A 23,543-nucleotide genomic window follows, 5' to 3' on the forward strand; every position below is an offset into this window, starting at 1 on the left:
GGTTATCGGCCCAACACGCAAAGCCGCGGCACCGGACCGTAAGAAGGCCGTGGGGCCCGGCGGGCCCCACGGCGGGTGGATCAACGCTCTCCCGGCGGCCGGGTGATCACCCTGTCGTCGAGGTAACAGTCACAGTTGCCGCAACCCGGGATCATGTCCTCCTCCTCACCTGCTCGTGTCTCGACCGTACGGCAGGAGCACGGGACGGCAAGGGAAGATTCGCGTGCGGCCGGGGACTCAGACGAGGGTGACCTCGACAAGCAGGTCGCCGTCGCCCTCGGTGAGCACGAACTCCTCGACGACGCCCGCGCCGCACAGGTCGTCCTGCGCCTGGCGCACCAGGCCTGCGGGACCTCCGGTGACGGTCAGCCGGGTGACCTCGGCGCGCATCGACAGTTTGGCGTCCGACTTGGCCTTGCGGACGTGGTGGAGGACCCCGGCCACCGCGGGGAGCAGCCCCCTGTCCCCCTCCCTCTCGGCCAGGCCGTGCGCCTGGGGCCAGGCGGCGCGGTGCACCGAGCCCTCACGCCACCAGGACCAGACCTCCTCGGTGACGAAGGGCAGGAACGGGGCGAACAGCCTGAGCATGACGTCCAGCGCCCGGCGCAGCGCGGCGTGCGCCGACCCGGCCGCCGGGTCGTCCCCGTAGGCCCTGAGCTTGACCAGTTCCAGGTAGTCGTCGCAGAACTCCCAGAAGAACCGTTCGGTCCTTTCGAGCGCGCGGGCGTAGTCGTAGGCCTCGAAGGCCCTCGTCGTCTCCTCGACCACCTCGGCGAGTCTGGCCAGCATCGACAGGTCGATCGGCTCGGTGACCTCGCCGCCGTCCTCCCCGAGCCCCAGCACGAACCTGGAGGCGTTCAGGATCTTGATCGCCAGCCTGCGGCCGATCTTGATCTGGCCCGTGTCGAAGGTGGTGTCCGTACCGGGCCGCCCGCAGGCCGCCCAGTAGCGGACCGCGTCGGAGCCGTGCTGTTCGAGCAGCCCGAGCGGGGTGATCACGTTTCCCGCCGACTTGGACATCTTCTTGCGGTCGGGGTCGAGGATCCATCCGGAGATCGCGATGTCGCGCCAGGGCAGGGTGCCCTCCTCCAGGTGCGCCCTGACCACGGTCGAGAACAGCCAGGTGCGGATGATCTCGTGGGCCTGCGGGCGCAGGTCCATCGGGAAGACCCGCGCGAACAGGTCCTCGTCGCGCTCCCAGCCGCCCGCGATCTGCGGGGTGAGTGAGGAGGTCGCCCAGGTGTCCATGACGTCCGGGTCGCCGGCGAAGCCGCCCGGCCTGCCACGCTGCTCCTCGGTGTATCCGGGCGGCGCGTCGGAGGCGGGGTCCATCGGCAGCGCCGACTCCGGCGGCACGATCGGCGAGGAGAGGTCGGGCTCCCCCGTCTCGTCCAGCGGGTACCACAGCGGGATCGGCACGCCGAAGAAGCGCTGCCTGGAGATCAGCCAGTCACCGGACAGGCCCTCGACCCAGTTGTCGTAGCGGACCTTCATGTGCGGCGGATGCCAGGACAGCTCCTCACCACGGGCCAGCAGCGCCTTCCTGAGGGTCTGGTCCCGCCCGCCGTTGCGGATGTACCACTGCCGGGTGGTGACGATCTCCAGCGGCCGGTCACCCTTCTCGTAGAACTTCACCGGGCGGTTGACCGGCCTGGGCTCGCCCTCCATGTCGCCCCGGGCGCGCAGCAGCTCGACGATCCGCTCGCGGGCGCCGTGCACGGTCCTGCCCGCCAGCTCGCCGTACGGCTCGGCGGGCACGCCGGGAGGCGCCTCGGGCAGCATCCTGCCGTCCCTGCCGACGACGGCCCGGGTCGGCAGGTCCAGCTCGCGCCACCAGACGACGTCGGTGACGTCGCCGAAGGTGCAGATCATGGCGATGCCCGAACCCTTGTCCGGTTCGGCAAGGCGGTGGGCGAGCACCGGCACCTCGACACCGAACAGCGGCGTGGTGACCGTGGTCCCGAACAGCGGACGGTAGCGCTCGTCGTCGGGGTGGGCGACCAGCGCGACGCAGGCGGGCAGCAGCTCGGGCCGGGTCGTCTCGACCCAGACCCGCTCCCCCGCCCCTCCGGCCGGGGTGAAGGCGACACGGTGGAAGGCCCCGGGCCACGGCCTGTCCTCAAGCTCGGCCTGGGCGACGGCCGTACGGAAGGTCACATCCCACAGGGTGGGGGCCTGGGACAGGTAGGCCTCGCCGCGGGCGAGGTTGCGCAGGAAGGCGCGCTGGGAGGCGGCGCGCGCCAGGCCGTCGACGGTCGCGTAGGTCAGCGACCAGTCGACCGAAAGGCCGAGCCTGCGCCAGAGCTCCTCGAAGACCTTCTCGTCCTCGATGGTGAGCCGTTCGCACAGCTCGATGAAGTTGCCGCGTGAGACGGGGATCTGGCGTTTGGCGTCCGGCTTGGCCGGGGGCTGGAAGGCGGGGTCGTAGGGGACGGACGGGTCGCAGCGCACACCGAAGTGGTTCTGCACCCTGCGCTCGGTCGGCAGGCCGTTGTCGTCCCACCCCATGGGATAGAAGACCTCCCGCCCGCGCATGCGCTGGAAGCGGGCGATCGTGTCGGTGTGGGTGTAGGAGAAGACGTGTCCGACGTGCAGGGACCCGGAGACGGTCGGCGGCGGGGTGTCGATGGAGTAGATCTCCGGCCGGGTGCGCGTCCTGTCGAAGCGATAGGTGCCCTCGGCCTCCCAGCGGGCCGACCATACGGCTTCCAGCCCGTCGAGAGAAGGCTTCTCGGGCATGGGCGCATGGCGCGGTCGCTGTGGTGTCATGCCTCCCTATGGTATGGCGTCTGGTATGGCGTCGTGTGCCCTCGTGACGGAGGAGACTAGTGTTCTCGTGCGAAGCGAAAACAGCGGGGAGGGGGCCACATGGCCGACAAGTCCGAGAAGCAGGATCTGGCGTGGCGGGTCATCGGCGGCCTCGCGGGGCTGGCGACCGCCTGGGCCGCGCGGAAGGTCATCGGGTTCGCCTGGGAGAAGACCACCGGCAAGAAGCCGCCCGCGGACAACGAGTCGCTGGACATCAGCATGGGTGAGGCGATCGGTTACGCCGTGGTGATGGGGGTCGGCATGCAGGTGGCGCAGATCGTGGTCGCCCGCACCGCCAGGAAGCGCTACGACGCGTGGAAGTCCCTGCGGGGGGCGGCCAAGGAGATCTCGCTCTGACCCGGCCGTGCCCCGCCGCCCGCCGGTCAGGCGGGGACGGGGCGCGGCGCCGTGCGTTCCGGGTCAGGATTCGAGCGAGGCGAGGAACTCCTTGGCCCAGCGATCCACGTCGTAGGTCGCGACCCTCCTGCGTAGTGAGCGCATCCGGCGTGACAGGTCGTGCGGCGTGGCCCGCATCGCGGCGAGCATCGTCCGTTTGAGGCCGTCCACGTCGTAGGGGTTGACCATGAACGCCTGCCGCAGTTCGTCGGCCGCCCCGGCGAACTCGCTGAGCACCAGGGCCCCGCGCAGGTCGTTGCGGCAGGCGATGTACTCCTTGGCGACGAGGTTCATGCCGTCGCGCAGCGGGGTGACCACCATCACGTCGGCCGCCAGGTAGAGCGCGGCCAGTTCCTCCCGGCCGTAGGACTGGTGCATGTACTGCACCGGCTGCTGGCCGAGTTCGCCCTGCTCTCCGTTGATCCGGCCGACCTGGAGCTCGATCGAGTCGCGCAGGCGCATGTACTCCTCGACCCGCTCCCGGCTGGGGGTCGCGATCTGCACGAAGGCCGCCTCCCCCGGTTTGATCGAACCCTCGGACAGGAGTTCGCCGAAGGCCTTCAGGCGCTGGCCGATGCCCTTGGTGTAGTCGAGCCGGTCGACGCCGAGCAGCAGGCACTCGGGGTCGCCGAGCTCGGCGCGGATCTCCTTGGCCCGCTCGGTGATGTGCGGTTCGCGCACCAGCGAGTCGAGCTCCCCGAAGTCGACCGAGATGGGGAAGGCCGCGGCCCGCACCACCCGGTCCTCGACGTAGATCTCGTTCTTGTGGTGCTGGAGGCCGAGCAGCCGGCGGCACAGCCGGATGAAGTTCGACGCGCCGCCGGGGCGCTGGAAGCCGACCATGTCGGCGCCGAGGAGCCCCTCGACGATCTCCCTTCGCCAGGGCAGCTGGGAGAACAACTCGACCGGTGGGAACGGGATGTGCAGGAAGAACCCGATGCGCAGGTCTGGACGGAGTCTGCGGAGCAGGGCCGGGACCAGCTGCAGCTGGTAGTCCTGGATCCACACGACCGCGTTCTCGGCCGCCTCCTCCGCGGCGGCCCTGGCGAAACGCTCGTTGACCGTCCGGTAGGCCTCCCACATGACGCGGGAGTAGACCGGGGGTGCCACCACGTCGTGGTAGAGGGGCCACAGGGTGGTGTTAGAGAAGCCCTCGTAGTAGAGCTCGACCTCCGACTCCGACAGCGGCACGGGGATGAGGTGCATGCCGTCGTGTTCGAAGGGGTCGAGATACTCACCGGGGGCGCCGTGCCAGCCGATCCACGCGCCCTCACGTCGCTGAAGGACGGGAGCGATCGCGGTGACCAGGCCGCCGGGGCTGCGCCGCCACATGTCGTCACCCACACGGTCGACGGGGAGGCGGTTTGCGACGATCAGAAACGAGCTGCGGCCCTGCACAAAATCCTCCAGGTAGTCGGACTACTCCTAACAACTACCCAATTCAGGCGTTTCTATGACTTACCGGGTGGAAGCGCCCCACTAATTCTTAGATCACCCCTGACCGCCTCCGCGAGCCTTCTTGTGGCGGCGCGGTTGAGGGCCCCACCTGCGACGGCGCCCGTGAGGAAGGGGCCGAGGGTGGTCAGATGGCGGCCGAGGGTGCGCAGCAGCCTGTTGCGCAGCGCCGTCTTGGCCGCCGCGCCGAGCGCGATGCCGACCGTGGCGGGCGACAGCGGGTCGACGCCGCGCTGCCTGGACCAGGCGGCCACGAAGACCATCGCACGCTGGGCCCCTGTTCCCGGCACCCGTACCCCGTAAACCTCGTGGAGCTCGGCGAGCAGCTTGACCTCGATCGCGGCGACCACCAGGGTCTCGGCGACGAGCTGGGCGGGGGCGGACAGCAGCAGGGGCGGGGTGACGAACTCGGCCGCGGCCAGCGCGCCACCGATGGCGCCGACCGTCATGGTCGCCTTGGCGGCCGTCCGCACGAGATCGTCGGCGAGGGCCTCGGAGGTCAGGCCGTGGTGGTGCTCGGAGAGGGTGGCCAGATCCCGGATGGGAATGCGAGGGGCGACGGCGGTGAACACCTCGGCCAGCCAGCGGCCCCGGCCGACCCCCGTCGCCTTGGCCCTCCTCGACCCTCTGGCCAGGAGTGTGGTCAGGCGGCCGAGCAGCCGTCGCCGCTCGGTGCCCGCGAGCCCTTCCGGCTCGATGAGTTTTCCGACGAGCTCGGCCATCTCCTGGTCGTTCGCCCCGTCGGCCGTTCTCTCGACCGTGCCCCCGGCGCCCCCGGCGCCCTCGGCCGGGCCCGGCCGGTGCTCCCGCGTGCCCGCGGGCTCGGTTCGCCCGTTCGCCGCGCGGTCCTCGTTCGCGGGTGCGCCGGCCGACTCCCCGGCGATGGAGTCGCCCGGCTTCGCACCGGTCTGTTTGTTCTCTGACGTCATGTCGCGGAACCTCCTCAGGGCTGTCCCGGCGTCCTTCCCGTCGTCGGGAGGACGACCTCGGACGGCCGTCGGAATATCGTCAGGCCGCGCACTCCTTGCAGATCTGCTGGCCGTTCCTCTCGGTGGCGAGCTGACTGCGGTGGTGCACGAGGAAGCACCGCGCGCAGGTGAACTCGTCGGCCTGGCGAGGAATCACCCTGAGCGAGAGCTCCTCGTTGGACAAGTCCGCGCCCGGCAGTTCAAGCGACTCGGCGAGGTCCGTCTCGTCGATGTCGATACTGCCCGAGGACTTGTCGGTACGGCGGGCCTGCAGTTCCTGAAGACTGTCCTCGCCGAGGTCGTCGTCAGTCTTGCGTGGGCTGTCGTAGTCGGTAGCCATCGGTCTGCTCCATCCCCCTCATCTATCTATCTGTCCGCGCTTGTGATCCGTTTGCGCTCGTTCGCGCGTGTGTAACGCTTGAGAGGCCCAACTTGTGCCCGATCCGCCAGATAGATTCCTGCTTCGGTACCCCGTCGGAATGGCCGATGAACCTCCCCACACGTGAGGGACCTCCCACCAATGGGCGTGGTTAGCCAAATATGGCGTAAACCACAACATTGGCGGCATGCACCACCGTGTTCGACGGCACATCCAACCACATGTACGGCGTGAACGAGACGCCCCCCGCCGGATCAGCGCGACTGAAGTCTCACCGTCACCACGAGGCCTCCTCCGTCCCTGGGAACGGCGGCCACGTTGCCCCCGTGAGCACGCACGACCGCGCGAACGATGGACAGCCCGAGCCCGGCCCCCTTTGAGGAGTCGATCCGTTCGGCGTTGAGCCTCCGGAACGGCTCGAACAGGCTGTTCACCTCGTAGGCGGGCACGTGCGGTCCCGTGTTGGCCACCTGAACGACGAGGGCCCCCTCAACAATTCCCGTGCGCACCCACACGCGTCCCTCTTCGGGGAGATTGTGCTTGATGGCGTTCTCGACCAGGTTGGAGACGCAGCGTTCCAGGAGCACCGGATCGCCGACCGTCTCGGCGCTCTGCAGCTCGGTGGTCACGACGACCCCGGCCTCCTTGGCGCGCGGGACGAGCTGCTCGACCGCGGTCTCCGCGACGTCCTTCACGTCCACCGGCTTGCGCACGCTCAGCTCCCGCTCGCTGCGCGCCAGCAGCAGCAGCCCCTCGATGAGCCGCTCGTTGCGCGCGTTGACCTCAAGCAGCGTACGGCCGAGCGCCTTGAGGTCCTCCGAGGCCTGCGGGTCGCCCAGCGCGATCTCCAGGACGGTCCGGTTGATGGTCAGGGGGGTGCGCAGCTCGTGCGAGGCGTTGGCCACGAACCTCCGCTGGGTGTCGAAGGCCACGTTGAGCCTGGTCAGCATCGCGTCGAAGGTGTCGGCCAGCTCCTTGAGCTCGTCGTCGGGGCCTTCGAGGTCGATCCGCTCGTGGGCGAGGGTGCTGTCGGAGAGCCTGCGCGCGGTCGTGGTCATCTGCTGGATCGGCCTGAGCGCCCGGTCGGCGACGAGATAGCCGATGATGATCGCCAGGATGCCGACCCCGGCCAGCGCGGGAACCGACCTGGTCAGCAGGGCCTTGCGCGCCCCGGTGACCGCCAGGTGCAGGTTGGAGTTCCACCACTGCTGGACCTGGACCGCGAGGTCCTGGGGCATGTCGTCGGTGACCGCCCTCGGCCACGCCGACTCGATCGCCCAGCCGACCATCATGTAGATGACGAACAGCAGCAGAACCCCGGCGATGAAGAACAGCACGCCGTAGGTGATGGTCAGGCGCCAGCGGATGCTGATCCTGCTGACCGTCGTGTGCAGCCGTTCCAGCGGGGTCGGCGAGAGCGAGGTGTCACCGGGCGGGGGCGGCCCGTCCCAGGCGGGCGGCCCGGTCGGCGGGGGCGCCTGGACGCGGACCGGCGTCACGGTGGCCTGGCGCCCGCCGTTCCTCGCGCTCCGCTCGGAGTGCGGACTGATCATGGGGTGGGTCGGCACCCCCGGCCCCGCCTCCTCGGCGGGGCCGTCCGCGAAGCGGCCCTTCCCCGCGCCCTCGCCCGTGCTCACAGCTTGTATCCCACCCCGGGCACCGTCTCGATCACCTGAGGCTCACCCAGTTTCTTCCTCAGGGTCATCATCGTGACGCGCACCACGTTGGTGAAGGGGTCGATGTTCTCGTCCCACGCCTTGTCGAGCAGGTCCTCCTGGCTGACGACCGCGCCCTCGGCGCGCATCAGCTCCTCAAGGACCGCGAACTCCTTCTTGGTGAGGGCGATCTCCTCGCCGTCCCTGGTGACCAGCCGCTTGCCCGGGTCGAGACGGACCCCGGAGCGCTCCAAAACGGGAGGCAGCGCCGGGGCGGAGCGGCGGCCGAGCGCCCGCACCCGCGCGACGAGCTCGACGAAGGCGAACGGCTTGGCGAGGTAGTCGTCGGCGCCGAGCCCCAGCCCCTCCACCCTGTCGTCGACGTCGCCTGAGGCGGTGAGCATCAGGATCCGCGACGCGGTCCTGTCGGCGACCAGGCGGCGGCAGACCTCGTCGCCGTGGACCTTGGGCAGGTCCCGGTCCAGGACGATCACGTCGTAGTCGACGTAGCCGGTCCGTTCGAGCGCGCCGGCGCCGTCGTAGGCGACGTCGACGGCCATAGCCTCGCGCCGGAGCCCGGTGGCGATCGCGTCGGCGAGCACCCGCTCGTCCTCAACCACAAGCACGCGCACGACCTCTGCTACCTCCCGTGAAAGATCCGCGAAACCCGCGGCAGCGACTTTTCATTGTCGCCATACCCCGCGTAAGACGGGGGTAAGGCCGGTCTCACCATACGAACAATCCGTGATGTAAGACACATATAGGTTTAGCCATCCCATCGGCGTGGGTAGAGCTCAAAACCCAGTCCCCCGCCAGCCCAATCCTTCAGCCCCCGTGAGAAAGAAGGTGAGATGGGCGAGTTCACCACCACGATCGAACACCGCCTCGACCAGGCTTACAAAAACCTGCAGGAAGCCAGGTCCGCGGGCGACCACTACCTCGCCGACACCTTCACCGCCGAGATCGAGGATCTCCGCCGTCTGGCAACGGACAACGGCGTCGTCCCCGTCCAGCGCTGAGCGAACAGGCCCCCCGACGCCCTGCCCGGGGGGCCTGTTCGTGCTCCGGACGGGTCCCGGGCCCGTCAATCGTCGCGTTCCGGGTCCAGCGGTGCCAGCAGATCGTGCAGTTCCTCGAAGAGACCGGGCGCCGCGCAGATCGTCAGGTCCGGGTTGGGTCGTCTGCTCCCCAGACCGCCGATCCTGGCCCCCGCCTCCGCGGCGATGAGGCCGCCCGCCGCGTGGTCCCAGTACTGCGGGCCGCGCTCGTAGTAGCCGTCGACCCGCCCGGCGGCGACCGAGCACAGGTCCGAGGCGGCCGAGCCGCCCCTGCGGATGTCGCGCACCCGCGGCAGCACGTGGGCGAGCACCCGCGCCTGGACCGCGCGCCGTCCGGCCCCGTAGCCGAACCCGGTGGCGATCAGGGCCCGGTCGAGTGACACGCCCGTGGTGCAGCGCAGCCGTTCCCCGGCCAGCCAGGCTCCCTCGCCTTTGACCGCGGTGAACACCTCGCCCCTGGGCACGACGTTGACCACCCCGGCGACGACCTCACCGTCCACCTCGACGCCGACGCTCACCGCCCACTCGGGCAGGCCGTACATGAAGTTGACGGTTCCGTCGATCGGGTCGACGATCCAGCGGACCCGGCCCTCGCCGGTCGAGCCGCCCTCCTCACCGAGGATCGCGTCGCCCGGCCTGGTCCGCCTGATCCGGTCGCGGATCAACTCCTCGGCGGCCTGGTCGAGCGCGGTCACCACGTCCGTCGGGCTGGACTTGGTCGCCAGGACCTCGGGCCTGGCGGGCCGCTTGGCCAGGAGCATCTCCCCCGCCTCCCTGGAGATCTCCTCGGCCAGCCGGGCGAGAAGCCGCGCGTCCTCCCCGGCCGGCGGCCCGCCGCGCGTCACGACAGCGACTCCGGTCGCTTCCACTCCCTGCCGAGGACGTGCTGGGCGAGGAAGGCGAGCACGGTCTCGTACCAGACCACGGCGTTGCCCGGTTTGAGCACCCAGTGGTTCTCGTCGGGGAAGTACAGGAACTTCGACTCGACCTCCGAGCGCCGCAGGTCCCACCACAGGCGCAGGGCCTCACCGATCGGCACCCGGTAGTCCTTGTCGCCGTGGACGACCAGCATGGGCGTGGAGATCCGCTCCAGCGACAGGTGCGGCGACAGGTCCCGGTACGGCTGCCCGCCCGGGGGCCCGAACTCGCGCTGGAAGTAGACGGCGGCGTCGGTCGTGCCGATGAACTGCTCCAGGTTCCACAGCGAGGCGTGGGTGACGATCGCCTTGAACCGGTCGGTGTGCCCGGCGATCCAGTTGGCCATGTAACCGCCGAACGAACCGCCCATCGCGGCGGTCCGCGAGGCGTCGAGTTCGGGCAGTTCGAGCGCGGCGTCGGTGATCGCCATCAGGTCGGCGTACGTGCGCGGCCCCCAGTCGGCCCAGCCCCGCCGGATCGCCTCAAGGCCGTAACCGGTGGACAGGCACGGGTCGGGCAGCAGCACCGCGTAGCCGTTCTGCGCCATGATCCACGGGTTCCACCGCCACGACCAGTCGTTCCAGCTCGACAGCGGGCCGCCGTGTATCCACAGCAGGAGGGGCGCCGGGCTCTGCGCCGAGGCGCCCTCGGGCAGCACCAGCCAGGCCCTGACGGTCTCGCCGTCGTCGGTGGTCGCGCTGACCTCGGTCAGGGTCCCGGGAAGTTCGAGACGGGGGGCCGGGGAGGGCAGCGTCCCGACCGTGCCGTCCACGGTGACGTGGACCGGGACGGCCGGGCTGTCCACGGCGCCGCGCAGCGCGTAGACCGAGCCGTCGGGCGCGGCCTGGAGCGACAGGTAGGCGCCGTCGTCGGCGGTGAGCCGTACCGCCTCGGAGCCGTCGGCGGGGACGCGGAAGATCGGGCGGCGCCCCTGATGGTCGGCGGCCAGGTACAGCGTCCGGGAGTCGGGCGCCCACACGAAGTCGACCGGCCACAGGAGGTGGCTCTCGAAGCGGCCCGCGACGTGCCCCTCCCCGGTGGCCATGTCCACGATCCACAGGACGCTCTCCGCGGGCACGTCCGTCGAGCCCCGTACCTCGCGCACGCACGCGACCAGGCGCCCGTCCGGCGAGACGACGGGTTCCCCGAGGTCGTGACCGTCCTGCTCGGCCAGGACCCTGCGGGTGCCGTCCGCCACGTCGATCGCCACCAGATGGGAGCCGAGTTCCCCGCCGGGCAGGGGGACCGTCCAGCTCGTCACGACGGTCGCGCCGTCCGGGGTGAGGTCCCACGAGGCGAGGGCCAGGCTCTTGCCCGGCTGCGGGGTGAGGTCCATGGTCCCGGTCAGCCGCTCCTGCCCGAGCGCCCCGGCGAACAGCCTGACCTCACCCGGCCCGAGGTCGTGGTCCCAGTGGCGCACCAGCAGGTCCTCGTGCAGGATCGCGCTCACCCCGTTGTCCTTGCGCGCCTTGCGCCGCTCCGCCTCGGTCGCCTCGTCTCCGGGCAGCACGTCGGAGCCGAAGACCACGTTCCCGCCCGCGGTGGCGAACCCCGCCACACCGCCGGGCCGCGAGGCGACCTGCCTCGCCTCTCCTCCCGCGCGCGGCAGCAGCCAGAGCGCGGGGACCCCCTCCTCGGTCTCCTTGACCGTCGGGTCGGGGCGGCGGGAGCAGAAGAGCAGATCGCCGCCGGCCGTGAACTCCGCTCCTGTCTCGCCTTTCACCGACCGGGTCAACCGGTACGGCTCACGCCCGTCGAGAGGGATCTCCCACAGGGACGTGCCGTAGGACTTTCCATCGGGGTTGAGTGCCTGGACCACGCTCACCAGGCGAGTCCCGTCGGGGGAAAGCCGCAGGGAAGTCACCCGGGGTACACCGACATAATCGCGGATGTCGCTAAATGGGGTCACGCTTGGAACCTACCCTGCGCCTCTTCTTCGATCACTCCCGCCGGGAGGCCACTTTCCATACCACTCGGCTCCCCCCGGCGCGATGATGCGCGGCGATGCGGGAGGATTCCCCGCCATGCGGTTTGATGAGAGTCATGGGGACTTACGACGCGCTGCTCGTCGTCTCGTTCGGAGGGCCTGAGAAGCCCGGCGACGTCATGCCGTTCCTGGAGAACGTGGTGCGGGGCCGGGGAGTCCCGCGTGAGCGGCTGCTGGAGGTCGAGGCGCACTACCAGCGATTCGGGGGGCGCAGCCCGATCAACCAGCAGTGCCGCGACTTGATCGCCGCCGTCGAGCCGACCGTCGACGTGCCGGTCTACTGGGGCAACCGCAACTGGCATCCCTACCTTGAGGACACGCTGCGGCGGATGGCCGCCGACGGCGTGCGCAGGGCCGCCGCCTTCGTCACCTCGGCCTACGCCTCCTACTCCGCGTGCAGGCAGTACCTCGACGACATCGCCCTGGCCAGGGCGGCGGTCGAGGGCGCCCCCGAGGTCGTCAAGCTCAGGCACTACTTCGACCACCCGGGGTTCGTCGCGGCGATGGTCGACCACACCCGCCAGGCCCTCGATCGGCTGCCCGCCGAGCACCGGGACGCCGCGCGCCTGGTCTTCACCGCGCACAGCGTCCCCGTCTCGATGGCCAGGACGGCCGGGCCCGGCGGCGGGCAGTACGAGGCACAGCTACGCCGGGCCGCCGCCGCGGTCGTCGCCGGGCTGGGCGGCGAGCGGGAGTGGGACCTGGTCTGGCAGAGCCGCAGCGGCCCCGCGCACGTGCCGTGGCTGGAGCCCGACGTCTGCGACCACCTGCAGAAGGTCGACGCCCCGGCGGTCGTCCTGGTGCCGATCGGTTTCGTCTCCGACCACATGGAGGTCGTCTACGACCTCGACGTCGAGGCCGCCCAGACGGCCGCCGGGCTCGGTCTCCCGCTGGCCAGGGCGGCGACCGCGGGCACCCATCCCCGGTTCGTCGCGATGGTCGGCGAACTGCTCGCCGAGCCCGAGCCCGTCCCGTGCGCGGCCACCTGCTGCCCGGCCCCGCCCCGCCGTCACGGGTAGGCGCGGGCGTAGGCCTGGGCCACGGACAGGACCTTGTTGACGTAGGCCGTGGAGTGGTTGTAGAACCACACGGCCTTCGCCAGCTTCTTGCCGCCCTGTCCTGCGCCGTTCGCGCACAGGTAGTTGGCCGCGCCGGGCACGGCGTCGTAGGGACTCCAGATGTCGGCTACGCCGTCGCCGTCCCCGTCCACGCCGTAGGCCTTCCAGGTGGCGGGCATGAACTGCATCGGGCCGAGGGCTCCGGCCGAGGAGGGGCCGTTGTTGCGCCCGTGTGAGCTCTCCACCTGGCCGATGGCCGCCAGCACCGTCCACGAGAGACCGGGGCAGACGGCGGCCGCCTTGCGGTACAGCTCCAGATAGCTGCCCGGCCGCCCGACCGTGGCCCTGTTGCCGGTAGGCGCCCGTTCCCGCACCTGCTCGGCCTTCACCTCTGTCTTCCTGGCCGTACGGCTCCCGCCGACGACGACCACCTGGGCGCCGGAGCCGAGGAGCTTGCGCACCCCGGCGTCCATCGCGGCGACCGCCTTCTCCGGGCCGTTGACCAGCAGCGCCACCCCGGGCAGCAGGCCGAGCCGCCGTCCCGTCTCGGCGCCGACCAGGCCGTCGACCCCGGGCAGGCCGAAGGACGCCGAGGCGGCGACCCGCAGCGCCGGTCCGGAGTCCACCTGGTACCTGGCGCCGAGGACCAGCCCGAGCCGCCGGACCGCGGCGCTGTCGGCGATGAGCTCCCCTCTGTTCAGCGCCTCCCAGACCCTCGGCTGGTCGGCCACGGCCTTGGGCGCCCAGGCGCGGAAACGGGCCGGTTCGACCGCGAGCAGGTTGAGCGCGGTGCCGGAGACCCGTACCGCTCCCCCGTCGAAGGAGTCGACCTTCTGGACGTGCCCGAGCCGGGCGATGTCCTGTTTGGTGCGTTCGGGAAGCGTCGACTGGGAGACCACGAACAGCCGGGGCGGAGTGAGGGTGATCCCCGGCCCGCCGGTCGCCGCGACCACCGGGGCCGGGGTGGCGGGGGGCGGGCTCGCCTGGGTGAGGTCGGCCTGCGGGGCGAGCCTGGCCAGGTCCCGCACGGTCGTGTCCCGCCGGAGGTCGGGGGACGCCTTACGGACCTGTGCCGGGGAGTCGGCCGGGCTCAGGACGAGGAAGATCGCGCCTGTGGTGACCGCGAGGGCGGTCACGGCGAGTATCGCGACCAATACCCCCAACCTGGGATGATGTGACACTGCCCTCACGTTAGCCCAAGCACCACCGGTTCGCTCTGTTGCGCGAAAAATGAGTTGCCGTGTGATGGTTTGGTTAGAAATGGTCGATACGATCGACGACGAAAATGTGGGAAAGGGGCAGTCCGTGGTCGGGCCGTACCGGAGATTGTTCAACAGGCCCGGCGTGAAGGGGTTCGTCATCGCGGGCTTCTTCGGACGGATGCCCATGTCGATGCTGGGCATCGGCATCGTGCTCCTCGTCGAGGCCCTCACCGACTCCTACGCCATGGCGGGAGCGGTCGCGGCCACCGTCAGCGTCACCTTCGCCGTCGCCGCACCCCTGTCGGGCCGCCTGGTCGACAGGTACGGCCAGGCGAGGATAGCCGTCCCCCTGGTGCTGACCCACGGCGTCTCACTGAGCGGCCTGATGCTCTGCGGCGGGCTGGGCGCGCCCGCGTGGACCCTGTTCGTCACCGGCGCCCTGGCGGGCGCCAGCGCCCTGTCCCTCGGCTCACTGGTACGGGCCCGCTGGTCCCACCTGCTGGGCCGCTCGGACGAGCTGCACGTGGCCTTCTCCTTCGAGTCGATCGCGGACGAGGTCATCTTCGTGGCCGGTCCCGCGCTGGTGACCGCGCTGGCCACCTCGGTCAGCCCGTACGCCGGACTGATCGTCGCCCTGGTCTCCACGGTGATCGGCACCGTCGCCTTCGCCATGCAGCGAGGCACCGAACCCCCGATCATCCCCAAGGGGGAGAGTTCGAGGAGCCCGATCACCATTCCCGGCGTCGCGCTGCTCTCGTGCGTCTTCCTGGCGGTCGGCTCGGTCTTCGGCTCGGTCGACCTGATCACCGTGGCCTTCGCCGAGGAGCACGGCGCCAAGGCCGCGGCCGGGCTGCTGCTGTCGGTCATCGCCACGGGAAGCCTGCTGTCCGGCCTCTGGTACGGCGCGCGGCGCTGGAAGTCCTCGATGCGCAGCCGGTTCGTCACCACCCTCGGGATCTTCGCCCTGGGCGTCTCCCCCTTCGCCCTGATCGAGCACGTCGGGGTGATGGCGCCGTTCATGTTCCTCGCCGGGCTGGCCGTCTCCCCGACGCTCATCACGGGATACTCGCTGATCGAGCGGCTGGTCCCGGCCCGCCTGCTCACCGAGGGCATGGCGTGGCTGTCCACCGCGGTCGGCTTCGGCGTGGCGCTCGGCTCGTGGGCCGCCGGACGGCTGACCGACCTCTACGGCTCCTCCAGCGCCTACGTCTTCCCGCTCGGCTGCGCCCTGCTGGCCGTGGCCGTCGGCGTGGGCGGCTTCGCCTGGCTGCGGCCCCCTGTTCTCCAGGAGCAATCGTGAGTATGGTTCATGTCTCCTGGCGGGACGGAGCCGTGCCCGCGGCGTGAGCCGGGCACGCCACGCGACATCCCCGGCCGAGGAGCGACCATGAGCCGGACCCCCGCCGCCTTCCGCAACTGGGCGGGCAACCAGTCCGCCGTCCCCGCCGAGGTCCACGCGCCCTCCTCAGCCGAGGAGGTCGCCCTGGCCGTACGGCGGGCGGCCGAGACGGGGCGGCGGGTGCGCATGGTCGGCACCGGGCACTCCTTCACCGGCGTCGCGCTGACCGACGGCCTGCTCCTGCGGCCCGAACGGCTGACCGGCGTCCTGCAGACCGGCGAGGGCTGGGTGCGGGCGGCCGCGGGGACCCCGCTCAGCGTGTTCAACGAGGAACTCGCCCGCAGGGGCCTGGCGCTGGCGAACATGGGCGACATCACCGCCCAGACCCTGGCCGGAGCCGTACAGACCGGCACCCACGGCACCGGCGGCAGGATCGCCGGTCTGGCCGACCAGGTGATCGCACTGGACCTGGTGCTCGCCGACGGCGAGAGCGTCACCGTCTCCCGCGAGGGCACCGCCGAGATCCGTGACGGGGTCACCGAGCGGGACCTCTTCGACGCCGCCAGGGTCGGCCTGGGCGCACTCGGGGTGGTGACCGCGCTGACCTTCGCGGTCGAGCCCTCGTTCCTGCTGCACAGCGTCAGGCAGCCGATGCGGCTGAGCGAGATCCTCGGCTCACTCGACAAGATCACCGCGGACAACGAGCACCTCGACTTCTTCTGGCTGCCGCACACCGACACCTGCCTGACCAAGCGCAACAACCGCCACCCCGGCCCTGCCAGGCCGCAGAGCGCCCTGAGGCACTGGCTGGACGACGTCTTCCTGGAGAACACGGTGTTCGGCGCGCTGTGCGGGCTCGGCGCGCGCCTGCCCGCCGCCATCCCCGGCATCAACGCGCTGTCGGCCTCGGCGCTGTCGGCCTCCGAGCGCGTGGACACCTCCTACGAGGTCTTCGCGACCGTACGGCGGGTGCGTTTCCTGGAGATGGAGTACGCCATCCCGCGCGAGCACCTCGCCCAGGCCCTCAGGGAGACCCGTGACCTGATCGATCGCCGGGGCTGGCGGATCACCTTCCCGATCGAGGTTCGGGTCACCCCGCCGAGCGACGCCTGGCTGTCCACCGCCTACGGCCGCGACTCGGCCTACGTCGCCTGCCACGTCTACCGGCCGACACCGAACCCGGACTACTTCGAGGGCGTCGAGGAGATCATGGTCCGGCTCGGCGGCCGGCCGCACTGGGGCAAACTCCACACCCGCGACGCGGCCTACCTGTCCACGGTCTATCCGCGTTTCGCGGACTTCCTGCGGCTGCGGGACCTGCTCGATCCGGGACGGGTGTTCTCCAACGACTATCTGGACACCGTCCTGGGCTGACCGGCGCGTCCCGCGATCCAGGGAACTCCCCGGGCCGGCCCCCCTGCGTGCGACCTCCCCTGGAGGGTCACGTGCCGGCGTCCTGTCGCCTTGACGCGGACGCCGGAGCGGATTCGCAGACGCCCACGTCGCCCGGCTCCGAGGGAGTCCGCCGGAGACGACCGTCACCCGGGCCGGTCGCCCCGAACCGGGGGCTCTTGCACCAAGTTCGCGACGGCGCCCTGGGTTATTGGGGAGAATCCGTCGGGGACTCCGAATGTACTGCTCCACAACGGTGCCCGATAAGCAGGTAAATGGAGCAAATGTGACCGGCGTCACATCGCTGCGAGCCCCATCCAGGAAGGCGATGTTCGGACATGCCGGGTACGGTGCTGGCAGGCAACCGGCACACGCGAGAGACTCAAGGGTCCGGGGGAAGATTGAGCACGACGACGAAGGGACTCGCATGCAGGAGCTCCGTCTCGTCGCGGTGAGTGAGGACGGGACCTACCTTGTGCTGGCCACGGCCGGCCGGGGGACCCGGTTCACGCTGCCCGTCGACGACCGGCTCCGCGCTGCCGTCCGCGGCAACTTCTCCCGTCTCGGCCAGTACGAGATCGAAGTGGAGAGTCCGTTGCGCCCCAAGGAGATCCAGGCCCGGATACGCGCAGGAGAGACCGCCGAGGAGATCGCCGCCACGGCGGGCATCCCGGTCGAGCGCGTGCGGTGGTTCGAGGGCCCCGTGCTCCAGGAACGTGAGTACATGGCCCAGCAGGCGCAACGCTGCGCCGTACGGCTTCCTGGGGACTCCGCTCCCGGCCCCACCCTCGGTGAACTGGTCGCCGAACGGCTGACCCGTCGCGGCGTGCCCGCCGACGAGATCGACTGGGACTCCGCGAAGCGGGACGACAACCTGTGGCGGATCAAGCTCGGTTTCGTGTGGAACGGTCACAGCCGCAGGGCGGAATGGATCTTCGACCCGCGGCGGCGTCACATCACCCCGCACGACGACGAGGCCATGCGCCTGTCGTCGGGCGACCAGGCCGAGCCGGCCGAGGACAGCACGGTCACCCCGTTCGTGCCCCGGGTCGCCAAGCTCGCGCCGGTGCCCCCGCTGGCGCCCGAGCCGCTGGGCCAGCCTCCGGTCTCCTTCCCCTCGGTCCTGCGCCAGGAGCAGTCGCCCTCCGACGACTCGCCCCAGCCGCCGGAGGCGCCCGCGCCCCAGGAACGCTCCGCTCCGGCCGCCTACACACAGCCTCCGATGCCGCCGTTGCCCCCGGGCTACGATCCGCCGAGGCCCACCGTGCCTCCGCTGCGCGCGCCCGACTCCATGGCCCCGTTCGAGCAGCCGATCAGGACCCCCGAGGCCGCGCCCGTCGCCCGGATGCGGCCCCAGGAGTCCCCGGTGCTCGTGACACCCAGGCCGCTCGCCACGCGGGAGCAGGTCATGGAGTCCGAACCGGCGGCCCCCGAGGTCACCGAGACCACCGAGGTCGCCACGCCCGCCGAGTCGTCTCCGGAGGTCCAGGGGACCACAGAGACCACCGGGTCCACGGAGACCGGCGTCCCCGCCGAACCCGCGGAGGAGGAGGCGGCCGCGGTGCCCGCCGCGCGTCTCAGCCTGGACGAGCGGGCCAGGGAGGAAGCCGCCGCCGCGCCCCCCGAGCCCGTCGTGGAGAAGGCCGCCGAGCAGGTTCCGGAGAAGGTCCCAGAGCAAGTCGCCGAGAAACCCGCTGAGAAGGTCCCGGAGAAGGTCGCGGAGAAACCCGTCGAGCCGCCGAAACCGGCCCCCGCACGGCCCGCGAAGCGAGCCAGGGGACGGCGCGCCTCGGTGCCCACCTGGGACGAGATCATGTTCGGCGCCAGACGTCAGGACTGACCACAGGACACGCGAAGGCGGGGGCGGCACGGGAGACCGGCCGCCCCCGCCTCGCCGTACGGAAGGTGTTCACTCCACCGGCTTGGGCCGCTCGGAGTTTCCGGTCAGGAGGAACGGCGCCAGCCAGGCGGGGGTGACCTCGGCGGCGAAGGCCACACCCTGGGCCTCGCCGACGTCGAAGGCCGAGTAGCCTCCGCTGCCCGCCCCGACCCCGGCGGTCACGGTCAGCACCCGGGCCTGGCGTTGGAAGGGCGTCTGGGTCAGCTTCCAGCCGACCACCGCGCGTTCCTCGATCACGACCTGGGAGCGGCGCAGGGAACCCGACCTGACGGACAGGCGGGCCCCGTCGTAGGCGTGGCCGAGCGAACGGTAGCGGTCGAGGCCCAGCGGGACGCCGAGTGCCGCCAGGAGCAGGGCGACGGCGGCGGGCCCCCACCACAGCGGCGACCACACGAGCCCGGCCGCTCCCGCGCAGCCCGCGATCACGAGCCACGGGAAGACCGCCCTGAAGAGCCTGCGTCTGCGCGCCGCGGGCGGATGCGGCCGCAGCCGGGAGATCGTCGGGCCGACCGCCTCCCCGACCACGTCCAGCGCCTTGGACCTGGGCACCACGGGCAGCAACTGACCCCGGGTCTGCGAGTCGCCGAGCCCGGTCACGACGGCCCATGCCCTGGCGACCCCCGCCCAGCGTTCGGCGACCCCCTCGACCAGCTCGAACCCGCGCACCCTGCGGCGTTCGAGCGAGACGCTCCTGCGGGTGAGCAGACCGCGCCCGGCGACGAGGTACCCCTCCCGCACGCGCAGGGTGAAGTCCCAGTTGAACACGGCGTACATGACGCCCCCCGCGACCGGCATGGCCAGTACGAGCAGCACCAGGGCCACGAGCAGCACCAAGGGGTGGTCCCAGAGCCACTCCCCCGCGCCGACCAGGAACCGTCCGTCGACGCGCAGCTCGTTGCCCCACTGGAAGGCCAGGCCGACCGCGCCGGCCGCGAGCGCGAACGGGGTCAGCAGGTAGGCGCCGGACAACGGCCCGTAGGCCAGCCACCGGCGCGGCACCACGAAGAGCACCCGCTCGGCCTGCGGCCGGTCCACCGGCGTGGGGACCCCCTCCTGGTACGGCCCGGCGGGCACGGCCACCGGGTCACGGCCGCCCTCGCCCGTCTGCGCGCCGGCCCTCGCGTGCCGGAGCAGCACGGCCTTGAGGCGCTCCGCCTCCGCGACCGTCACCCCGTCGAGCTCGCCCTCCTGCTTGTCCTCGCCGCCCGCGCCCGTGTCGATCTTCAGAACGGCGATGCCGAGCAGCCGGTGCAGCGGCGGGTTGCTGACGTCGACGCCACGGACGCGCTCCAGCGGGATCGTCCGTACCGACCTGCTGACCAGGGCCCGGGTGAGTTCGAGCCTGTCCCCGGCGACCTGGTAGGTGAAGGTGGCCCAGCGGACCACGGCGTAGGCGACGGAACCGGCGACGCCGAGGGCCGCCCAGAGGAAGGAGCTCGGCGAGAAACCTCCGACGAACAGCACCCCGGCCAGCGGCAGGAAGAGCGAGGGGAGCATCCTGATCGGCTCGGTCAGCAGCACCTTGGGGCTCAGCCGCTGCGGCGGACCAGGGAGCGGGGCCCCCGGCCCCTGGTGGATGCCGGGGCTCGGAGGCGCCTCGTCCTGACCGGTCACGTCGCGTCGTCCCTCAGCTCCTCGGCCCGCCGTGCGAGCTCCTCGGCCAGGGTCGCGGCGACCTCGTAGTCGAGGCCCTTGATCGTGGAGGACCCGGCGTGGGAGGCCGTCCGGATCTCGACCGTGGCCAGTCCCAGGACCCGCTCGAACCAGCCCTGCGCCTTGTCGACCGTCTGGATCCTGCTGACCGGGACGAACGCCCACTCCCTGCTGATCCAGCCGGAGCGGGCGTAGACCACGTCCCCGCTGAGCTCCCAGCGGTGCACGGCGTAGCGCCAGAACGGCTCGGCGATCGCGGCGGGCAGGGTGGCGAGCGTCACCAGCGCGGGCAGCCACCAGATGTTGCCGAGCACCCATCCGGGCAGCCAGGACCAGCGGTCGCCGTCGATCCAGCGCGTGAGGAGGAACGACCCCCCGATCAGGACGACGGACCAGAACAGCCCCTCGAACAGCCACAGCGCGATCGCCTTGCGGGAGACCGCGTTCGCCGGGGCCCGCAGGGGGATCCTCAGGGGGTCGCGTGAGGGACCATGACCACCCGTGCCGGGCAGGGCCGTGGCCGCCCTCTCGGGTTCGGCGTGCTCTTCGGCGTGGTCTCTCACGGTGCCAGCCTAAAGGGTTCCGTCCCAGGGGGCTGACCGTCATGCCCGCGTTGTACGGCTTGGCCGTACGGTGCCCTCTGGCGTCGCCCCAGAGGGCCGTGGGGGGACCGGGGGAGCCCGGGCGCGGGGGAACGACCCCGAGAGGTTTCCCGAGCGTTCACGACACTCCCGCACCGCAACTCCACAGGATTCACAACCGGGCCGGGCCGCCCGTCCGGAAGGCGGCCGTCCCGCCTGCGGCGAGGCCGCGCCCATACCTTGATCGTCGATCATCGGCTCCGGATATCGGCAGGTGGGGATGGATGCGAGGGCTCCGGGGCATGGGCGCCTCCTCCCGCCGGGGCGGCGGCCCCCGGACCGGGAAGCGCTCTCTCCGCCCCGGGTTCGTGTCCGATTCCCGGGTTTTTCCGCGCCATGGAACCTCGCGATCCGGTCTGCGCATCTGCCAGATCCGCGTAGCATCATCGGGCATGGGGCAGCCGCACACGTCTACACGCCGCCCGCGACCTGCCGTGGGGACGGCACTGGCCGCGGCGTTCGTCGTCGTTGCCTCGGGCTGTGGCCTGACGGGCGGCTCCGCGTCCGCCGACCGGCTGCAGCTGGAGCCGATCAGTGTCTCCAGCCCCCAGTTGCGGGACGGCACGGCTCTGCCCTCCGACTACTCGTGCAAGGGGTCGGCGGGCAACCCGCCACTGCGGTGGTCGGGGATTCCGAACGACACCAAGTCGGTCGCGATCGTGGTCGACAACAACTCACGCACCGGTGGAGAGGTGAACTGGGTCGTGTTCGACATCGACCCGCGCACCAACGAACTGGCCGATGACAGCGTCCCGGTCGGCGCCGTGGAGGGAAGCACCACCAGCGGTAAGACGGGCTACAGCCCGCCCTGCCGCGACAAGGAGAGCTACCGCTTCACCGTCTACGCGCTCAACGACCGGATCGAGCTTCCCAAGGGCGCCTCCCTTGAGAAGACCCTGAAGAGCATCGCCTCCAGGACGATCGCCTGGGGCCGGCTCACCACGACGCACATCGAGTGACAGGTCAAACACCGGAGGTAGTAATGGTTACCGATTCTTCACTTAGGGTGTGACAACGCTCATAGTGGTCCGACACAATCAGATCCAATGTCCGTGCGCAGGTGATGCAAGGGGGCAGGTCGCGTCGATGGCCGCGCGACCTCACCGGCGCCGCTGGAAGGCCATGGCCTTGAGGGTGGTGCAATGATCGCGGTCGTAGCAGGTCTGGTCGCCGTCGTGCTCCTCGTGCTCGTCGTCGTGGCACTGGGCATGCGGTCGATGAACCGCAGGGAGAGTGCGCTCCCCGCGGAACGCCTTCGCGAGTTGGAGGAGAAGGAGGCGCAGACGCCTGCCTTGTCCATCGACGACTTCGCGACCCGGGAACCGAAGATGAAGCACTTCAGTCCCGACCTGACCCCGTTCGACGAGCCGAAGCCGCCCCGTCCGCCCCGTCCCGCGGGTTCGCGGGGGAAACGCGGCGTGAACGAGTTCGGCCAGGCCGACGACTACGACGACGACTACTGGACGCGGCTCCAGGCTGACGAGGGCGGTTTCGGAGGGTCCTTGGCAGCCAAGATGGGCGCGAGCCGTCCCGCGTCGGAGACGCCGGGCCAGCCGCCCGCGGCCCCGGTTCCGCCGGTCCCCCCTGTCGTCCCGATCGCGGCCTCGGCCGCCGACGCGGTGACCGTGCAGGCGCCGCTGCCGAACAGGCCGCAGGCCCCCAGGCCCGCCCAGGTTCCCGTGCCGCCGCCCGCCCCCGCCGTCGCCTCGGCCTCGCTGCCGTCCGGCCTCGCCGACCTGATCGAACCGGTCCAGCCGAACCCGGCCCCCACCGCCGCCGCGCTCGCCGAGCAGAAGACGGTGACCTTCGCGGCCCCGACGCCCGGCGCGTTCGGTGAGCCCCGCACACCACGTTCCCGCAGGAGCGGGCGCGCCGCCGCCGCGAACGCCGCGGCCGGTGGCAACACGGGCCCCGGCCCCCTGCCGGGCGCGCCCGCGCGACCCGACCCGCTCAACGAGCCGCTCGCGCCCCGCCCGCGCGGCGCCGCCCCCGCTCCCGCCTCCGGTGCCGCCGGACGCGGTGTGGGCGGGGCCCCCGTACGGGACCCCGGGGCCGGGCAGGTTCCGCCGCCGATGCCTCCGATGGGCCCGACCACCAGCGGTGGGTTCCCCGCCGCCTTCCCCGCGGGCGCCTCCCCGAACACCGCGCCGGGTGCCGCTCCGGCCCCGTCGCCCGCGCCGTACGGCTCCGGCGGTGTGCCCGAGCCGTCCAGGCCCGTCGCGGACAACCCGTGGGCGCGGGCCACCTCGCCCACCTCGGGCGGCTGGCCCGCGGCTGGCAGCCCGGACATCCTCGACGACCCCGGACCGTCGTACGCCTCCTACCAGAACCCGGTGTACAACGCCCCCTCCGCGGCCCCCTCGGCCACCTCCTACGAGGTGAGCACGGGCTGGGCCACCATCGACGACGACGCGCTCACCGGGCCGACCCCGGCGATCTCCACCCCGACCGCGCCCTCCAAGGCGGTCGGCTCCTACGACGAGCAGCCGCGTACGGCGGGCAGGCCCTCCGGCGGGCAGGGCCACGAACCGGTCCCCTCCACCGCCTGGCCGGAGCCCACCCCCGCCCCCGGTGGCGGCGCGGGCACGGTGTGGCCGAGCTACGGCGACCTGTACGGCACCGGTGTCCCCGAGGTCGCGACGACCCCCGACGGGCAGGCGGGGCCCTCTCCCCGTGGCAGCCGTCACCGGGCCCAGGAGCCCGATTACCCCGACTACTACCGCTGACCGATCCG

The 23,543-nt window shown here is 71.4% G+C and carries 19 protein-coding genes; 8 read left to right on the forward strand and 11 right to left on the reverse strand.

Annotation, left to right across the window (positions count from 1 at the left end):
* Window positions 1–237 precede the first annotated feature (237 nt).
* Window positions 238–2,739 carry a valine--tRNA ligase gene (valS, locus tag ACIBVQ_RS20800; RefSeq protein ID WP_399179221.1) on the reverse strand — a complete coding sequence of 834 codons (2,502 nt, stop codon included), beginning with the start codon at window positions 2,737–2,739 and terminating at the stop codon, window positions 238–240.
* 129 nt (window positions 2,740–2,868) lie between these two features.
* On the opposite strand from valS, the gene ACIBVQ_RS20805 reads away from it, so the two are divergent.
* On the forward strand, window positions 2,869–3,165 hold the full coding sequence (locus ACIBVQ_RS20805) for a DUF4235 domain-containing protein (RefSeq protein ID WP_352016173.1): 297 nt from the start codon (window positions 2,869–2,871) through the stop codon (window positions 3,163–3,165).
* A 63-nt stretch (window positions 3,166–3,228) separates the two neighbouring features.
* Here the strand turns inward: ACIBVQ_RS20805 and ACIBVQ_RS20810 are convergent, their stop codons facing one another.
* From ACIBVQ_RS20810 to ACIBVQ_RS20830, 5 genes are all read right to left on the reverse strand, one after another.
* Window positions 3,229–4,602 carry a trehalose-6-phosphate synthase gene (locus ACIBVQ_RS20810; RefSeq protein ID WP_352016174.1) on the reverse strand — a complete coding sequence of 458 codons (1,374 nt, stop codon included), beginning with the start codon at window positions 4,600–4,602 and terminating at the stop codon, window positions 3,229–3,231.
* A 53-nt stretch (window positions 4,603–4,655) separates the two neighbouring features.
* Window positions 4,656–5,588, reverse strand: coding sequence for a hypothetical protein (locus ACIBVQ_RS20815; protein WP_399179224.1), 933 nt, complete (start codon window positions 5,586–5,588; stop codon window positions 4,656–4,658).
* 79 nt (window positions 5,589–5,667) lie between these two features.
* A complete protein-coding gene (locus ACIBVQ_RS20820) occupies window positions 5,668–5,967 on the reverse strand; it encodes a DUF4193 domain-containing protein (protein WP_184715811.1) in 300 nt (99 codons plus the stop codon).
* A 293-nt stretch (window positions 5,968–6,260) separates the two neighbouring features.
* Window positions 6,261–7,559, reverse strand: coding sequence for a sensor histidine kinase (locus ACIBVQ_RS20825; protein ID WP_386190631.1), 1,299 nt, complete (start codon window positions 7,557–7,559; stop codon window positions 6,261–6,263).
* Between the two features lie 80 nt (window positions 7,560–7,639).
* Window positions 7,640–8,293 (reverse strand): response regulator transcription factor, encoded by a 654-nt coding sequence (locus tag ACIBVQ_RS20830; protein ID WP_184715809.1) that lies wholly within the window; start codon window positions 8,291–8,293, stop codon window positions 7,640–7,642.
* A gap of 219 nt (window positions 8,294–8,512) precedes the next feature.
* On the opposite strand from ACIBVQ_RS20830, the gene ACIBVQ_RS20835 reads away from it, so the two are divergent.
* On the forward strand, window positions 8,513–8,680 hold the full coding sequence (locus ACIBVQ_RS20835) for a hypothetical protein (protein ID WP_184715807.1): 168 nt from the start codon (window positions 8,513–8,515) through the stop codon (window positions 8,678–8,680).
* Between the two features lie 65 nt (window positions 8,681–8,745).
* Here the strand turns inward: ACIBVQ_RS20835 and ACIBVQ_RS20840 are convergent, their stop codons facing one another.
* Both ACIBVQ_RS20840 and ACIBVQ_RS20845 read right to left on the reverse strand, forming a co-directional pair.
* On the reverse strand, window positions 8,746–9,564 hold the full coding sequence (locus tag ACIBVQ_RS20840) for an inositol monophosphatase family protein (protein ID WP_399179226.1): 819 nt from the start codon (window positions 9,562–9,564) through the stop codon (window positions 8,746–8,748).
* Complete coding sequence (locus ACIBVQ_RS20845) at window positions 9,561–11,546, reverse strand: prolyl oligopeptidase family serine peptidase (RefSeq protein ID WP_362775458.1); 1,986 nt, start codon at window positions 11,544–11,546, stop codon at window positions 9,561–9,563. Before ACIBVQ_RS20845 ends, ACIBVQ_RS20840 begins: the two co-directional genes overlap by 4 nt.
* Before the next feature lie 134 nt (window positions 11,547–11,680).
* On the opposite strand from ACIBVQ_RS20845, the gene ACIBVQ_RS20850 reads away from it, so the two are divergent.
* On the forward strand, window positions 11,681–12,643 hold the full coding sequence (locus tag ACIBVQ_RS20850; RefSeq protein WP_352016179.1) for a ferrochelatase: 963 nt from the start codon (window positions 11,681–11,683) through the stop codon (window positions 12,641–12,643).
* Here the strand turns inward: ACIBVQ_RS20850 and ACIBVQ_RS20855 are convergent.
* Window positions 12,634–13,836 (reverse strand): lytic murein transglycosylase, encoded by a 1,203-nt coding sequence (locus ACIBVQ_RS20855; protein ID WP_399179229.1) that lies wholly within the window; start codon window positions 13,834–13,836, stop codon window positions 12,634–12,636. The genes ACIBVQ_RS20850 and ACIBVQ_RS20855 overlap by 10 nt on opposite strands.
* 190 nt (window positions 13,837–14,026) lie before the next feature.
* On the opposite strand from ACIBVQ_RS20855, the gene ACIBVQ_RS20860 reads away from it, so the two are divergent.
* The 3 genes from ACIBVQ_RS20860 (at window position 14,027) to sepH (ending at window position 18,455) form a co-directional block, all read left to right on the forward strand.
* Window positions 14,027–15,184, forward strand: a complete 1,158-nt coding sequence (locus tag ACIBVQ_RS20860) for an MFS transporter (protein ID WP_352016181.1) — start codon at window positions 14,027–14,029, stop codon at window positions 15,182–15,184.
* Between the two features lie 87 nt (window positions 15,185–15,271).
* A complete protein-coding gene (locus ACIBVQ_RS20865; RefSeq protein ID WP_399179231.1) occupies window positions 15,272–16,597 on the forward strand; it encodes a D-arabinono-1,4-lactone oxidase in 1,326 nt (441 codons plus the stop codon).
* A gap of 445 nt (window positions 16,598–17,042) precedes the next feature.
* Window positions 17,043–18,455, forward strand: coding sequence for a septation protein SepH (gene sepH / locus ACIBVQ_RS20870; RefSeq protein ID WP_399179233.1), 1,413 nt, complete (start codon window positions 17,043–17,045; stop codon window positions 18,453–18,455).
* A gap of 69 nt (window positions 18,456–18,524) precedes the next feature.
* Here the strand turns inward: sepH and ACIBVQ_RS20875 are convergent, their stop codons facing one another.
* Both ACIBVQ_RS20875 and ACIBVQ_RS20880 read right to left on the reverse strand, forming a co-directional pair.
* Window positions 18,525–20,129, reverse strand: a complete 1,605-nt coding sequence (locus ACIBVQ_RS20875; RefSeq protein WP_399179235.1) for a PH domain-containing protein — start codon at window positions 20,127–20,129, stop codon at window positions 18,525–18,527.
* A complete protein-coding gene (locus tag ACIBVQ_RS20880; protein ID WP_399179237.1) occupies window positions 20,126–20,731 on the reverse strand; it encodes a PH domain-containing protein in 606 nt (201 codons plus the stop codon). The genes ACIBVQ_RS20875 and ACIBVQ_RS20880 overlap by 4 nt, the downstream gene beginning before the upstream one ends.
* A gap of 470 nt (window positions 20,732–21,201) precedes the next feature.
* Here ACIBVQ_RS20880 and ACIBVQ_RS20885 point away from each other — a divergent pair, with 470 nt between their 5' ends.
* Both ACIBVQ_RS20885 and ACIBVQ_RS20890 read left to right on the forward strand, forming a co-directional pair.
* Window positions 21,202–21,768, forward strand: coding sequence for a YbhB/YbcL family Raf kinase inhibitor-like protein (locus ACIBVQ_RS20885; RefSeq protein ID WP_399179239.1), 567 nt, complete (start codon window positions 21,202–21,204; stop codon window positions 21,766–21,768).
* 183 nt (window positions 21,769–21,951) lie between these two features.
* On the forward strand, window positions 21,952–23,535 hold the full coding sequence (locus ACIBVQ_RS20890) for a hypothetical protein (RefSeq protein ID WP_362911636.1): 1,584 nt from the start codon (window positions 21,952–21,954) through the stop codon (window positions 23,533–23,535).
* Window positions 23,536–23,543 lie beyond the last annotated feature (8 nt).

This window comes from Streptosporangium sp. NPDC049376 (assembly GCF_044466505.1).
In the GTDB taxonomy this organism is placed as follows: Bacteria; Actinomycetota; Actinomycetes; order Streptosporangiales; family Streptosporangiaceae; genus Streptosporangium.